The 15,813-nt window shown below is 70.5% G+C and carries 10 protein-coding genes; 9 read left to right on the top strand and 1 reads right to left on the bottom strand.

The genetic code is table 11. The features are described from left to right. Positions 1-260 precede the first annotated feature (260 nt). Positions 261-4,343, bottom strand: coding sequence for a type VII secretion protein EccCa (gene eccCa, locus AOK01_RS38645; RefSeq protein ID WP_055520114.1), 4,083 nt, complete (start codon positions 4,341-4,343; stop codon positions 261-263). A 499-nt stretch (positions 4,344-4,842) separates the two neighbouring features. Here eccCa and eccD point away from each other — a divergent pair, with 499 nt between their 5' ends. The 9 genes from eccD to AOK01_RS38600 form a co-directional block, all read left to right on the top strand. Next, entirely contained in the window at positions 4,843-6,243 is a 1,401-nt protein-coding gene (gene eccD, locus AOK01_RS38640) for a type VII secretion integral membrane protein EccD (protein WP_055520112.1), read from the top strand. 115 nt (positions 6,244-6,358) lie between these two features. Then, positions 6,359-8,026, top strand: a complete 1,668-nt coding sequence (gene eccB / locus AOK01_RS38635; protein ID WP_079104093.1) for a type VII secretion protein EccB — start codon at positions 6,359-6,361, stop codon at positions 8,024-8,026. Positions 8,027-8,507: 481 nt separating this feature from the next. Further along, a complete protein-coding gene (locus AOK01_RS38630) occupies positions 8,508-8,843 on the top strand; it encodes a hypothetical protein (protein WP_055520109.1) in 336 nt (111 codons plus the stop codon). A gap of 97 nt (positions 8,844-8,940) precedes the next feature. Further along, on the top strand, positions 8,941-9,249 hold the full coding sequence (locus tag AOK01_RS38625; protein ID WP_055520107.1) for a WXG100 family type VII secretion target: 309 nt from the start codon (positions 8,941-8,943) through the stop codon (positions 9,247-9,249). A 180-nt stretch (positions 9,250-9,429) separates the two neighbouring features. Then, positions 9,430-9,888 (top strand): type VII secretion system-associated protein, encoded by a 459-nt coding sequence (locus AOK01_RS38620; protein WP_055520106.1) that lies wholly within the window; start codon positions 9,430-9,432, stop codon positions 9,886-9,888. 330 nt (positions 9,889-10,218) lie between these two features. Then, a complete protein-coding gene (locus AOK01_RS38615) occupies positions 10,219-13,932 on the top strand; it encodes an AAWKG family protein (RefSeq protein WP_055520104.1) in 3,714 nt (1,237 codons plus the stop codon). Between the two features lie 122 nt (positions 13,933-14,054). Then, positions 14,055-14,510: a YbaB/EbfC family nucleoid-associated protein gene (locus AOK01_RS38610; protein ID WP_055520101.1), complete on the top strand. Its 456-nt coding sequence runs from the start codon at positions 14,055-14,057 to the stop codon at positions 14,508-14,510. Between the two features lie 3 nt (positions 14,511-14,513). Next, positions 14,514-14,891 carry a hypothetical protein gene (locus tag AOK01_RS38605; RefSeq protein WP_055520099.1) on the top strand — a complete coding sequence of 126 codons (378 nt, stop codon included), beginning with the start codon at positions 14,514-14,516 and terminating at the stop codon, positions 14,889-14,891. Positions 14,892-14,972: 81 nt separating this feature from the next. Further along, positions 14,973-15,813: WXG100-like domain-containing protein (locus AOK01_RS38600; RefSeq protein WP_483855260.1), on the top strand; the 841-nt coding region annotated here is incomplete at its 3' end.

Below are 15,813 nucleotides of genomic sequence, written 5' to 3'. Positions count from 1 at the left end.
CTCGGCTGCGGCGGCCGGGGGCGCCGCGGAGCCGAGGAGGCCGAAGACCGTGGCGCGGCCGTCCTGTCCGTCCTGTGGGCCGGCTTCGCCTTCACCAGGGCCCGTGCCCGGGGCTGGCGTCCCGCCTCCGCGGAGGACTGAACCGGGGTCTCGCGGGTGCGGGTGGGTGGGGGCGGGCCGCGCAGTTCCCCGCGCCCCTGAAAAAGCGGGGCTGCGCCCCTGCTTTTTCAGGGGCGCGTCTGCCCTCCTGGCCTTCCTGCCTACGTCCGGCTCTCCTCCACGAGAGCCGTCTGCATCAGGCGGGCCCGGCGGCGGGCGACGTGCAGGGCCCGGCCCGGGGGGAGGTTGAGGGGCTTCGCGTTGCCGAAGAGGCGGCCTTCCGTGGGCGGGCAGGAGAGCAGGACCGCCGGGTTGTTGGCCTCGTCGAGGCGGCGCATGAGGGCGTCGCTGAGGCCGCGTCCGGCGCCCATGGCACTGCGGGCGACGACCAGGTGCAGGCCCATCTCGAAGCCGAGGGTCAGATTCTCGAAGAGCGGCTCGAAGGGACTCTGGAAGGAGTTCCCGGTGACCATGTCGTAGTCGTCGACCAGGACGAAAAGACGCGGTCCTGTCCACCAGTCGCACTGGCGCATGCGGGCCGGCGCGATGTCAGCGCCGGGGACCCGGGTCTTCAGCGCGCGGGCCGCGCCCTCGATGGTCTCCTTGAGGTTGTCCAGGGAGATCACATGGCCGATGCGGTACTCCTCGGGGACGGCGTCCACCAGGGCGCGGCGGTAGTCCACCACGATGATCTTCGCCTCGTTCGGGGCGTAGCGTTCGGTGATGCCCTGGGCGACGCGGCGCAGCAGGTTGGTCTTGCCGCTCTCGGTGTCGCCGACCACGATCAGGTGCGGAGTCCGGCTGAAGTCGTGCCAGACCGGGTCCAGGGTGTCCTGGTCGATGCCGAGCGGTAGCCGCATGCCGCCGCCCTCGGTGGGCTCGGCCGCGGGGAGTTCGGCGAGTGGGAGCCGGTGCGGCAGCATCCGGATCTGCGGGGCGGGCGCGCCGGTCCAGTGCCGGGCGACCTCGGCGACCAGGTGGGCGACGCCGTCGCCCAGGTCGTCGAGGGAGCCGCTGCCGTCCAGGCGGGGCAGACCGGCGAGGAAGTGCATCTTGCTGTCGGCGGTGATGCCCCGGCCGCCGCTGCGCGGCACCGAACGGGCCTTGCGGGTGTCGATCTCGGAGTCCATCGGGTCGCCCATCCGCAGCTCCAGGCGGGTGGCGGCCTGGTCGCGGATCTGGGCGGACAGCTCGACCCAGCGGGTGGTGGTGATGAGCAGGTGGATGCCGTAGTTGAGGCCGCGGGCGGCGAGTTCGTTGAACTTGGGGATCAGGTCGTCGTAGTCCTGGCGGACCGTGGACCAGCCGTCGACCACCATGAACACGTCGCCGAACGGCTCGTCGGAGAACTCCCCGGCGGCCCGGCGGCGACGGTAGGACGTCATGGATTCGACGGTGTGGTCCACGAAGAACTGCTCGCGGCGGGCCAGCAGCGTCATCACCTCGGCGACGGCCCGGTGCACCCGCTCCGGGTTGAGCCGCGGCGCGACGCCGCCGACGTGCGGGAGCGCGGCGAACTGGGAGAGGCCGCCGCCGCCGAAGTCGAGGCAGTAGAACTGGATCTCGGCGGGCGTGTGGGTGAGGGCGAGGGCGCTGATCAGGGTCCTGACGACGGTAGACTTGCCGCTCTGTGAACCGCCCGCGACGGCGATGTGGCCGCCGGCTCCGGAGAGGTCCACGACCAGCGGGTCACGGCGCTGCTCGAACGGCTTGTCCACCAGGCCGACGGGCACCCGCAGCTTGCCGGTGCCGGGCCAGCCGGCGGCGCTGAGGCCGCGTTCGGGGTCGGGCGCGATGCCGGGCAGCAGGGCGTCCAGCGGGGACGGCTCGTCCAGCGGCGGCAGCCACACCTGGTGGGCGGCCGGACCGGAGTCGCGCAGCCGGTCGAGGGCCACGGCGAGCAGCGTCTCCTCCTCCTCGTCGGGGTCGTCGGCTCCGGCCTCCGGTTCCGGTTCGGGCGCGGCCTCCAGGGTGCGCGGCACGACCCAGCCGCTGGTCCACGGCACCACCTGGCTGGCCACCCGGGCCTGGACCACGGCGCCGGTACGACGCCGGTAGGTGCCGGAGGAGTACGCGGCGCGGAACCGGGTCAGGGACTCCACGCCGGATTTCAGATAGCCGCTGCCGGGCTGGCCGGGCAGCTCGTAGGCGTCCGGCACACCGAGCACCCCGCGGCTCTCCATGGCGGAGAACGTACGCAGGCCGACGCGGTACGAGAGGTGGCTCTCCAACTGGTGCATGCGGCCCTCGTCCAGGCGCTGCGAGGCCAGCAGCAGATGTACGCCGAGGGAGCGGCCGAGGCGGCCGATCATCACGAACAGGTCCATGAACTCGCGGTGCGCGGAGAGGAGTTCACTGAACTCGTCGACGACCACGAACAGGCTGGGCAGCGGGGCGAGGTCGGCCCCGGCGGCGCGGGCCCGCTCGTACTCCAGGGCGGAGGTGTAGTTGCCGGCGGAGCGCAACAGCTCCTGGCGGCGCATGAGTTCGCCGTGCAGGGCGTCCTGCATACGTTCCACCAGGGCGACCTCGTCGGCGAGGTTGGTGATGACGGCGGAGGTGTGCGGCAGTTCCTCCAGGCCGAGGAAGGTGGCGCCGCCCTTGAAGTCGACGAGGATGAAGTTGAGGGTCTCGGAGGAGTTGGTCAGGGCGAGACCGAGGACGAGGGTGCGCAGCAGTTCGCTCTTGCCGGAGCCGGTGGCGCCGATGAGCATGCCGTGCGGGCCCATGCCGCCCTGCGCGGACTCCTTGATGTCGAGCTCCACCGGGCGGCCGTCCACGCCGACCGCCACCGGTACCCGCAGCCGGCCGGAGCCGGTGTGCCGGTCGAAGAGGGTGGCCGGGTCGTGCCGGTGCAGGTCGGGAATGCCGAGCAGGGTGGTCAGTTCGACGTCGGCGTCCAGCGGCTGCGCGATGTCGGTGCCCAGGCTGATCCGGCGGGAGGTGAGCAGCCGGGCCAGCGACTCCGCGCCGAGCGGCCCGAGCCGGTCCGGGCGGCCGAGCGGCACGGAGCGCTCCTTGCGGCTGCGGTCGGTGCGCACCAGGCTCACCTCGTCGGGACCCACGGTCAGCCGCAGCGTGTTGCGGCCGGGCCGCCAGCGCAGCGCACCGGACACGTCGAGGACCACGGCGTTGCGGTAGCCGTGGCCCTCCCAGCGGTGGCTCTCCGGGACGGTGACGCCGTCCAGGACGATGACGGTGTAGGGCTCGTCGCGGCTGGGGCGGGCGTCCGCGTCGAAGCCGGGCCGCTCGGCGAACTCGGCGCCGAGCAGGTCGTCCAGCTCGGTGAGGTCGGCGGTGATCCGCCGGACCTGCCCCGCGCCGTCCTCCTCGTGCGGATGCAGCGTGTGCGGCAGCCACTTGGCCCACTCCCAGCCGGGCCGCCGCTCGTCGCTGACACACAGGGCGAGCCACAGCTCCTCGGGCGCGTGGAACACCGCGAGCTGCGCGAGCGCGGCACGCACCAGGGCGCGTACGTCGTCGGTGCCGGGGTCGGCGGCGGGGGTGCCGGGGCCGGCACCGGGGGAGCCGCCCGCGGCCTCGCCGCTCCGGCCGTGCGACGACGCGATGCCCGGTCCCGTGCCCGGGCCGGCGGACCCCTCGCCGGACGTCTCGTCGCCGGGTGTGCCCTCGGGGCGCAGCAGGATCCGTGCGGAGGAGCGCAGGTAGAGGCCGAGGGGCTGTCCGGGGATGGTGGAGTAGGCGCGGACGAAGCGGCGCAGCGCGTGCGCGCAGAGCGGTTCCAGGTCCTCCACCGGGCGGGTGGAGACGGGGTTCAGGGCGAGCGCCAACTGCTGTTCGCCGACCGCGAGACGGACCTCGCCGAAGTCCTCGTCGGCCGGGCGGCGCTCCCACAGCCGCGAGGTGCGGGCCAGCGAGCGGAGCGAGGCGGGCTCCGGGTGGCGCCAGGCCAGCGCCCGCTGCTGTTCCGTGATGGTGGTCCGCACCCGCTTGCGGATCTGCGCCAAGTAGCGAAGGTAGTCGCGGCGTTCGCCCTTCAGACGCTGCTTGCGCTCGCTGGAGCGGCGCATCAGCTGCCCCAGCAGCATGGCACCGGCGGAGAGCGCCATGACGCCCATCGCCAGATACATGAAGACGCCGTTCCCGCCGCCGGGGCGCAGGAACATCAGCATCATCGACACCGACATCAGAGCCATCGGCAGATACGTCCATATCGCCGAGGTGTCGGGCACCGTCTCGGCGAGGACCGGCGGCTCCTGGAGGGTCAATTGGCCCTCGGGCATCTCCGGTCCGCGCCTGCGGGCCGGCCGGCGAAACAGCACGACACTCAAGGAACAAAACCTCCGATTTCACTGGTTCTGTGGCCCACGTCGAAATGTCGGCCCTGTGACGGGAAAGGCGGCGCAGTATTGATTCGCCGGTGTTCCGCGTGACGCGGCGGACGCCGGGTGAATGTTTCGAGCGGATGGCGCGAGTGGCGTGGATCGAGCGGGACCGTCAACTCCCTTGATGGCAACTGCATACCGGACAAGAAGTCCCGGTCCGCAGCTTGATCCGGCGGGTGCAGGCAGTAGTCTGCATTCACGGAACGCGACCTGTCCACGCGGGAAACGGAACGCGACCTGTCCACGCACAAGAAGGCGTTGCCGGGCGTGCGGATCCAATTGCGCTGCCCGGCCCCCCGGTTCCTGGCCGCGTGGGCCTTTTCGTACTCTTCGCACACCCCCTCTCCGGAGGGGAGTCCTCCTGTCAACGCCATTCCGGAAGACGAGAGTTCAGCTGATGACCGACAGCGCGGTGGCCGAACTGTGCCGCCTGACCGTACGTGCGCCGAGCGTCTCCGTCGATCTGGCCGTGCCGGCCGACGTGCCGGTCGCCGATCTCCTGCCCACGCTGCTGCGTTATGTCGGGCAGGAGACCGAGGAGGCCGGCCTCGACCACGCCGGCTGGGTGCTCCAGCGGCTCGGCGACGCCCCGCTCGACGAGGAGACCACCCTCGCCGGGGCCGGACTCGCCGACGGTGCCGTGCTCTATCTGCGCCCGCACACCGAGGCGCTGCCCGAGGCCCGGCTCGACGACCTGGTGGACGGGATAGCCGACACCGCGGGCCGGCGGCTGCACACCTGGACCCCGGAAGCGGCCCGCGGCCTGCTGGTGGGCACCGCGGTGGCGACCGTGGCGGCCGCCCTCGCGCTGGTGCTGTGGCCCGGGACGACCGGCATTCCCCGGGCCGTCTGCGCGGCCCTGACCGGGCTGCTGCTGCTCGCGGGCGCGGGCTCGGCCAGCCGCGCGGTCGGCGACCGCCTCTCCGCGACCGCGCTCGGCCTGCTGGTCGCGCCCTGCCTGGCCCTGGCCGGCTGGCTGCTGCCCGGCGGCGACCTGACCGGCCCGGACGCGGTGCAGGTGGTCGGCGCGCGGCTGCTCGCGGCGGGCGCCGCGGGCGCGGGCGGCGCGGTCCTCGCGCTCGCCGCCACGGCGGTCGGCGCGCCGGCCCTCCTGGCCACCGCGATCGTCTCCGTGGCCGTCGCGGTCACCGGGACCCTGATGGGCTACTCCGACCTGCACGTGCCGGCCTCGGTGGCACTGGTCGCGACGTTCGTCGTGCTCAGCGCCAGCGCGGTGGCGCCGTTCGCCTTCAAACTGGCCGGAATGCGGCTGCCGGCGCTGCCGTCCTCCGCCAGTCAGCTCCAGGAGGGCATCGACCCCTACACGGGCAGCGACGTCGCCGAGCGCACCATGCTGGCCGGGCGCTGGGTCACCGCGCTCTTCGCCGCCACCGGCATCGTCACCGCGGGCGCCCTCGTCGTCCTCGCCGAGCACCCGAACCTGCCCGAGGTGCTGACCTCCCTCGTACTGAGCCTGCTGCTGCTCCTGCACTGCCGTGGCCTGGTGCACATCGGGCAGCGGCTGACCCTGGCCGTGCCCGGCGTCTGGGGGCTGTTGCTGCTCGCCCGTGCCTGGGCGGCGGACCACCAGGGCGACGGGCGCCTGGTGGTCTTCGCGGTACTGCTCGGCGTCGCGGCCGCGATCGTGATCGCCTCGTGGACGGTGCCGGGCCGCCGCGTACTGCCGTACTGGGGCCGCGCGGCGGAACTCGCGCACACCGGCTTCGCGGTGGCGCTGCTGCCGCTCAGCCTCTGGGTGGCGGGACTCTTCGGCTGGCTGCGCGGCCTGTTCGGCTGAGTACGTCGAACGCCGGGACGCTCGGTGCACCGCCCGCCGGCAGGCCGAGCACACCGCACCCCGGACGCCGAGTGCCCCGTACGCCGGGACATGGAGAACGAGTTGAGGAGAGGCTGTGCAGTCCAAGCGCGACCAGGTACACGCCCACACTTTCATGATGGGCAGGCTCAGCTCGGGCCTGCTGACGGCCGACCCGGACGCCCCGGAGAGCCCGCTCGGGCGCACCACCCGCGGCGTCGTCTTCGGCATCCTCGTGACCGTCCTGCTCGCCGCGGGCACCACCGTCTACGGCCTGCTGCGCCCCGGCGGGAACGACGGCTGGCGCGACGGTGAGCACCTGGTGGTCAACCGCGACACGGGCGCCCGCTATCTGTGGACCGGCACCGACGGCGTACTGCACCCGGTGCGCAACTACGTCTCGGCGCGGCTGATCGGCGGCTCCGACCTGGAGACCGCGGACGTCCGCACCGCCTCCCTGCGGGACGTTCCGGTGGGCGCCCAGGTCGGCATCCCCGGCGCCCCGGACGCCGTGCCCGAGTCCGGCCGGCTCGACGACGACGCCTGGCACCTGTGCGTCACCGGGCCTGACGGGGCGTTGCCCGACACCTCCGGTGTCGTGGCGACCTCCGGGGTGGACAAGCCCGGGGCCACCACGCTGGTAGCCGGGGCGCCGATGGACTCCCGCGGCATCGGCGGCGACCGCGGGGTGCTGGTACGCGGCCCGGACGGCACCGAGTACCTGGTGTGGCGGGGCAGCAGGCTGCCGCTGGACCGCGCCTCGGACGCCCGTACGGCCCTCGGTTACGGCTCCCAGCAGCCGATGCCGGTCTCGGCGGCCTTCCTCGACGCGCTGGCGCCCGGACCGGACCTGAGCCCGCCGGCGGTGCCGGGGCGCGGCGGGAAGGGCCCCGAACTCGGCGGTGAGGCCAGCAGGATCGGCCAGCTGTTCAAGGTCAGCGTGCCCGGCGGCGGCAGCACCTACCACCTGCTTCGCGAGGACGGACTGGTGCCGGTGACCCGGCTCGGCGCCGCCCTGGTGCTGGGCGACCCGGCCACCCAGAAGGACGCCTACGAGGGGCAGTCGCCCGAGGTGCGCACCCTCGGCGCGGACGCGATACGTGAGCACCAGGTGAAGGACTCCGGCACCGCCGGCTCCGCGGAGCTGCCGGACAAGCCGCCCGTCCCGCAGTCCGCGCCGCGCGGTACGGCGCTCTGCGCGCAGGTGGACGGCGACGACGGCGGCGCCCGGATCAGGTCGGTGCTGGTCCCGGTGGCCGGGCTCGCCCCGGTCACGGCGTCGGCGGGCACCGCCCAGCCGCTGGAGCCGGCCTGCGTCCCGACGGACGCCACGGTCGTACGGCCGGGGCACGGCGCCCTGGTCCGGGCCCTCAACGCGTCCGGCGCCGCGCACGCCGGGACCACGTACCTGGTGGCGGAGAACGGGGTGAAGTACCGGGTCTCCGCGAAGGATTCCCTCGCGGCACTCGGTTACGAGGCCGCGGACATCGACTCGGTCCCGGCACCGCTGCTCGCGGCGCTCCCGACCGGCGCGGACCTCGACCCGATCGCCGCCACGGGCGCCGCGGAGCCCAAGGTCACGGCCGCGCAGTGCGGTACCGCGGCCGGCCGGCCGGGACAGGTCGAGGGAAACAAGGGAAACAAGGGAAACAAGGGGAGCGAGGGGAGCGAAGGCGACGAGAAGAGCGAGGGCCACGAGAAGGGCGTCGAGGCGGACAAGGCGGGCACAGCGGTCACCGCTCGCACAGCCGACACCGGGCGCTGATCACGGCAAGGGCCGCATAAGGCGTCAAAGAAAAGGAAATGGGTGGGGTCGGGAGAATTCAAGGCCGAACTTGGTACCGTCCGCACCGAGTCGGTGGAGTCGCCGGACGGCGAGTGCGGTGGTAAACCTCAAAAACCTCAGAAAAAGCTCAGATATTTCGGCCGGCCGCACCCGGAGAACCCCGCGGATACGTGGCCATTGTCGGCCGCGGCCGCTCGGTGACCGTTTGTCTTGTGCGCGTGACCGTTTTCCGCCCGTATCGCGTGAGCCCGCGGTCGGGTCCGAGTTCTGTTGCCCCGGTGGGTGGTGCGGGGCCGTCATCTGTCGGAAACTTCCGCACAACTCCGCTGGCACGTAAGAAATTTGGCGAACTGACCGAACTTCAAATCTTGTCCGCTTGCCGTTGCGCGGAATGCTGGGTTCTCTTTAGCCTCAGCGGGCAACGGTGCGACGAGACTCGCCTGAACGAAGGGAACGCGACATGGCTGACAGCGCCGCAAGGAAAGCGGACTATGCCAAGGGCTTGGGAGGCGTCTCCTCGCTGGAGTCGGCCCGGTCCCAGGTCGAGAGGGTCCAGAACAACGTTGGTGAGATCGCCGCGCGTTCGGGTGTGGGCGGCGACGAGGGCCAGGCCCTGCTGAAGCTCTTCCGCAGCTGGAACGCCGAGGCGCAGAAGGTGGTCATCCAGATCAGCAAGATGGTCGACGCGCTCCAGGAGAACGTGACCTCCGCCAACCGGCTGGCGAAGGAGAACCAGGACCTGACCGAGGTTCTCAACAGCAAGACCAGCCAGGGCGTCTTCGAAGCACTGAGCTGACCCGACTTCCCCGCGCGACACCGGCCCCTGTTCTTCGGCGGGGCCGGACCCGTGAGCTTCCCGGGCCCTGGTGCCCGGCGACCCGAGAGGAGACGTCATGGCCGACGGCATCATCGACGTTCAGTACCCCAAGGTCCAGCAGGCCATCGAGGAGTTGAAGGAGCAGACCCAGCAGATCATCACGACCCTCAACAACCTGGAGGACGAGCTGCAGCCGCTCGTCACCTCCTGGGAGGGCTCGGACCAGGAGATGTACCGCGGCGTCCAGGCGGAGTGGGACCAGGCCACCAAGAACATGGCCCGGCTCCTCGGGGACAACGGCGAGCTGATCCAGAGCATCCACGACAACCACTCCCGTGACGAGCGCAAGAGCGCCGACAACTGGGGGAACGTGCGGGCCCGCTAGGGCCCGCCAGGGCCCGCCAGGACCTGTCGGGTCGATCGTCGCGGACCCAGCGGTCCGGCGGCCCACCGGTCCGGCGGCCCACCAGTCCGGCGAGGCCACCGGTCCGGCGGTCGCCCGTCCTCGGGGCGCCCGCCGGACCTCCCACCCCATTCCCGGCACCAAGCGGCAGGAGAGCGTCCCATGGCCGGTGAGAAGGCCGATGTCAGGCATTTCGACCTCAAGCAGATGGAGAACTTCCGGGACAACGAGGTGGCGCCGGTGTACACCGCCGCGAAGAAGCACCGCGAGGTCGGTGACGGGTCCACCATCCGCCCGCTCGGTGAGCTCATCGACGGGCACACGACGCCGGAGAACCTCGACCAGACCAAGCAGCTCCTGCGCATCGGCAAGATGGTCAGCGAGCCCCTCGTCTCGGGACCGAAGCTGGTGGAAGGCGTCCGCACCGCGGCGGAGGCCATCGACAAGCTGCTCGGCGACCAGATGGAACTCTTCAAGGAGCTGAAGGAAGCCCTCAAGGAGACCATCGACGAGGCCAACAAGACCCAGGGCAAGAACCTCGACCTGATCGACGCGCAGACGCTGCTCCAGACCTTCGAAGAGGTCGACACACTCACCGCCGGCGGGGACGACGAGACCTAGGGGGTGTTTTGAAAGTCCCGCACAGCACCCACGGCGCCCGGCACGCACTCTCGCCGCACCGGCCGAACCCCCAAGTACGTCCAGTACGAGGGATTTCGTCCGGCGCACCGAGAGCACGCACCGGACACCGCGGGCACCGCACAGGACTTTCAAAACACCCCCTAGACCCTGTCACGGCACAGGGAGCGTCGTGAAAGTCCTGTCCGTCGCCGCGCGTGCCGGCAGGGGCCACGGCCGCCCGGCGTGCCCGCGTGAGAGACATCCGGCCGCACCCCCGTACGGGAGACGGTGCGCCCGCCCGGACGACAACCGACCAGAAAGGGCCTCCCGGTGGCCGATCGGTACGATCCCAATTCCGGCGTCAATCTCGACAAGTTCGACAACGCCGCCGACCCGTCGACCGACACCTGGGCCACTCTGGTCAAGCACATCACCGGCTATCCCGTGCCGGACCGCAGCACCATCTTCGACACGCTCCGGTCCGACCACGGCGGCAAGCTCTTCCGGATGGACATCAAGACGCGAAGTCTCAGCCTGCTCGTCAAGGACTCCGGGTTCCTGACGAACACCGGCGAGGACTACGACATCTGGTTCTTCGACAGCGGCAAGAAGCAGTCGATCATGCAGGCCCGGATCGTCTTCGAGGGCCGTGTGAAGGCTGGCGACGAGATCATCTTCGCCGGCCCCGGGTCCGACAACGTGAACGACGCCCAGGTCCGTGAGGGCAACGAGTTCACGGACTACAACAAGGACAAGATGAGCACCGTCGCGCTCGCCCGGTACATGAACGGGCCGCGGACGGCGCTTCTCGCCCTGCTGGGCGGCGGCACCCAGGACGCCCGGTTCAGCAACCTGAGTGTGGGCGGGCCCGACGCGGTCGACCTGAACTCCTTCAACACCACCGGGGAGTCCTTCGACTACGCCGCCAAGTTCTTCAAGGACCACGCGGTGGTGCTGAAGGACTGGGAGGACCGGTTCGGCCGGGACGACGCGAGCTGGAAGGGCGAGGCCGCGGAGGTCTTCCGCAGCCTGCTGACGAAGATCCGTGAGAACTACGACAGTTACGTCGAGACCTTCAACTCCTCGCCCGCCTCCGCCGAGGGCACCGAGACCGGGACCGGCAACACGGTGTACTCGCGGGCCCTGGCACTGGGCCGCACGTACCTGGAGAACGCCGCCTCCAAGCTGCTGGACGCGTGGCTGGCCTGGGCCAAGTCGCCGTACTACGACCCGCATCAGGTGCTGCGCTACGTCCTCGACGACCTCGCCCAGTGGGTGGACACGAACAACGTCGCCAAGACCGACATCACGTCGACCACCACCCGCTACACCACGACTGTCCGGCACAGCCCGCAGGGGGGCTTCTCGCAGGTGCACCCCGACTACGGCGACCTCACCGACATCGCGAACTGGGCGAAGGTCGGCGACCAGGCGGTCAAGGTCTGGAGCCAGGGCGTCGGCGAGTACCTGGGCAAGCCCGCCGCCCAGGTGCAGTCCGACCTGAACAACCACTTCCTCGACCTCACCACGGACTTCTCCGACAACGTGCCCAAGCCGAAGTCGACCAACACGGCCTCGGAGGAGTACGAGAAGAAGAAGCTGAAGGAGGAGCAGGACGAGATCAAGAAGCAGAACGAGGAGAACAAGAAGTACCAGGACGAGCTGCGCGACGAGCAGAACAAGCAGCGCGAGGAGGACAAGAAGTACCAGGAGGAACTCCGCGAGGAGCAGCGGAAGCAGCGGGAGGAGGACAAGAAGTACCAGGACGAGCTGCGCGACGAGCAGAACAAGCAGCGGGAGGAGGACAAGAAGTATCAGGACGAGCTGCGCGACGAGCAGAAGAAGGAGCAGGAGGAGGCCAAGCGGCTCCAGGAGGAGCTGCGGAACGAGCAGAACCAGCAGCGTGACGAGGACAAGAAGTACCAGGACGAGCTGCGCGACGAGCAGAAGAAGGAGCAGGAGGAGGCCAAGCGCGAGGCCGAGGAGCAGGCCAAGGCCATGGAGGAGAGCCTCGGCGGCCTCAACGATCCCAACGCGCTCAATGAGCAGAACCTCGACGGCCTCGATGAGTTGCTGAACCAGAACGATCCGAACCAGAACAACCCGGTCACCGAGAGCGTGGGCGACATCGGAGACGTGAACGGCCAGGGCAACGGCGACCCGCTGCCGATTTCCCAGAACCTGGGCAACCTCGGTGCGGTCAACGGCGGGGGCGGCTCCCTGAAGACCCCGACCGGTGGCAACACCCAGGCCGGCGACGGCAAGCTCACCACCGACTTCCCGGACGGCAGCAGCAGTTCGTTCGATCCCGACAGCGGGCTGCTCACCACCACGGCTCCGGACGGTACGGTCACGACGCGGGACCTGGGGAACGGCCTGGAGGTGACGAACCCGGACGGTTCGGTCACGTCCCTGGGTGACGACGGGAAGCTGACGACGACGTTCCCGGACGGCACGACCCAGACCGTCGACCCGTCGACGGGTCAGGCGACCACCACGAACCCCGACGGCACGACCACCACGACCGACCTCGGCAGCCTGGACGGCATCAACAGCCAACTGGGCGGCGGCGACGGTGTGCTCGACACCCCGACCGGCGGCAGCGCCCAGCTGACCGGCGGCGGTGACCTGACCACCGACTTCCCGGACGGCAGCAGCAGTTCGTTCGATCCCGACAGCGGGACGCTCACCACCACCGCCCCGGACGGTACGGTCACGACGCAGGATCTGGGCAACGGTCTGGAGGTGACGAACCCGGACGGTTCGGTCACGTCCCTGGGTGACGACGGGAAGCTGACGACGACGTTCCCGGACGGCACGACCCAGACCGTCGACCCGTCGACGGGTCAGGCGACCACCACGAACCCCGACGGCACGACCACCACCGAGAACCTCGGCAGCCTGGGCAACCTCAACGGCCAGAATGGCCGCGCGGATCTGGGCGACCTGGGTGACTTGGGCGATCTGGGCAACAACGACTCCGACGTGACCGTCGAGTCGTTGGGCGACCTGGGTGACCTCAACGGCGACCCGTCCGGCCTGGAGACCCCGACCGGCGGTGACACCGCGCTCGACGGGGACGGCGACTTCACGACCACGTTCCAGGACGGCAGCACGGTTTCGTTCGACCCGGACACCGGAACGCTCACCACCACCGACGCGGACGGGTCCACCACAACCACCGACCTCACGCACGGGGCGACGGTGACCAACACGGACGGCTCCACCACCCGCCTCGACAACGGACTGCTGACCACCGACTTCCCGGACGGCAGTACGCAGGTCATCGACCCGGACACCGGCGTCGTCACCACCACCGACCCACAGGGCCGCACCGAGACGGTGGACCTGCACGACCTCAACTCGACGGGTGACGCCGACCGTTCGGACCTTCTCGACGGCCTCGGCGACCTCGACGGGCTCGGCGACCTCAACGGGAGCGACGGCGACGGCACCGTCTCCCGGAACGTGCCGGCCTCCGAACTGGGCCTCGGCGGCGGCAGCGCGAACTCCGCGGCCATCGGCGACGCCCTCTCCGGGGAGAGCTCCGTTTCCCTGGGGTCCTCCGGGTTCGCAGGGTCTTCCGGCTCTGCGGACCCCTTCGGCGCGGCCGGTGTCGCACCTCTGTCGGACAGCGCGAACGGCGCGGCCACCCCACTCGGTCCCGCCGCCTCGGCCGGCACTCCCGGCGCACCCGGGACGCCCGGCAGCCCCGGCATGCCGATGGGCGGCGGCATGGGCGGTATGGGCGGGGGCGGCGAGAAGGGCAACGGCGAGCGGGTGCGCACCGTCCTGGTCGACGCGGCGGAGGAGAGCGAGCGCCGCAACCGCCGCCGGCGCAGCCCGTGGCACCGGCAGGAGGACAGCGACACCTTCCTGTCCCCGGCCTCCCGGGTGACGACGACCGGCGGCGGTGCCCCCTCCGAGGAGGAGACACCGGCGGAACCGGGCCGCAGGTCCACCAGTTCCGCCGACTACCTGGAGGAGGACGCGGATGTGTGGGGCACCGAGGAGGGCGGCACCCCGGCCGTCATCGGGCGATGACCAGCGCGTACGTACGTACGGACGGGCATGTGTACGTGCGGACGTAGGCAGGTAGGTAGGTACGGACGTGCGCACGGATGTACGTGGATACAGAGTGACCGACGCGAAAGGGCGGAGCGGGCGTGACGGAACCGCTGGAAAAACGTCTGGAGAAGGCGATGGCCGAACTCCAGGCGGCCCAGGAGGCAGTCGCGCGCACCGAGCGCGAGCTGCGGCAGGCGTCGTTCGGGGTGCTCTCCTCCGACCGCGCGGTCCGCGCCACCGTGGGCCCGCAGGGTGAGCTGACCGGAATCGAGTTCCTGGAACACAAGTACCGCGACATGTCCCCCCAGGAGCTGGCCGCCAGTGTCCTGGAGGCGGCGAGCGCGGCGCGCCTGAAGATGAACCGGCACGTGATGAAGGCGATGGCCCCCTTCACCGAGCCCAGCAGCAACGTGCCGGAGCTGAAGGGCTTCGAGATGGACTGGGAGCGGATCTTCGGCCCCGAGGTGCTGCGCGAGGACGACGAGGACACGGCACGCGACGGCCAGGCCACCCCCGGCTGGCGGGACGCGCTCGGCGAGGACGGGGAGGACTGACTGATGGGACAGCGCTATTACGTCGATCCACAGCGCATCGAGGCCCTGGCAGGGCAGTTGGAGGAGATCGGCACCCTGACCAGAAGCATGACCGAGGAGTTCCTCGACGAGCTGGCGCCCACGGTGCGGTGGCCGGGAACGAAAGGCGAGTTCGCCGAGAAGGCCAAGCCGCAGGAGCAGAAGGAGCGGCAGACCACCAAGGACACCATGCTGTCCGTCCGCGACGCGGTGGTGGGCATCACCGACGCCACGCTCGGCCAGGTCCGGATGATGAAGACCACCCGTGACCGCAACATCGAGGACATCGAGCAGGGCAACAACCGCATCGAAACCCATGGGCTGGACGGCGACAGTGGCCCGGGCGGGCATGGCCGGCGCTGACCTCCGCGCCGTCGGCCGCTCCCGCACTCTGCCGGGAGCGGCCGATCCGTCCTGCCCGCACGACCTCCGGGACGGCCCCCGATGAGCATGATGGCGTCACCCGCGGTCAACGCGATGATCTTCATCCTCACGGGGGAGTGGCTCATCGACGCCGACGAGGACCTCGCCTACGAGAGCCGCCGGCCCTACTCCGGCCTGGGCCGCAAGCTCGACCGGCTCTCCTCGCTGATCGAGAAGTCGATCCACGACATCGCCGAGTCCATGCCGGACGACCTGTCCAAGGCGTACGCCGAGGCGATGGGCATGCTCATCGACGACGGCGGCAAGAACTACCTGCGCGAGTTCTCCGACCAGCTCGACAAGATCGCCGAGGGTCGGCGCAAGACCTCCATGGACATCATGGAGTCCAAGTGGCAGGTCATCGCCGAGGTCATCCGGCTGCTCATCGAGATCGCCATCTACCTGGCGATGTCCTTCTTCACCGGCGGTGCCTCGGCCAGCCAGATCATGATGGCCAAGATGCGCAGCCGGTTCATGATCCTCACGACGCTCAGCCACCTGCTCCAGCGGCTGCACATCGCGCCCTCGCTGACCGAGGCGTTCGCCGAGGCGTTCACCACCTTCGCGGTGCGGCTGGCGATGATGAACTTCGCCCCGGAGGGCCGCCGCCCCGACGGCATCGACTGGAACGACATCCTCAAGGCCGCCGCGTTCGGCGCCGCGGCGGGCGCCCTCACCAGCATCTTCGACAAGTTCGCGAAGAACATCGTCAAGAGCTACGACAACAACTTCCTCAAGAACGGCCCGGACAGCGACTTCAAGAACAACCCCAACTGGCGCAACCCCCCGGACCTCGACCTCAAGAACAACGGCCCGACTCCCAAGCCGACTCCCAAGCCGACCCCCGAACCAGGCCCCGACC

Source organism: Streptomyces aurantiacus (assembly GCF_001418335.1).
GTDB lineage: Bacteria > Actinomycetota > Actinomycetes > Streptomycetales > Streptomycetaceae > Streptomyces > Streptomyces aurantiacus.
Note: the sequence above shows the minus strand (reverse complement) of the source record. Positions and strands in the feature narration are given on the sequence as shown.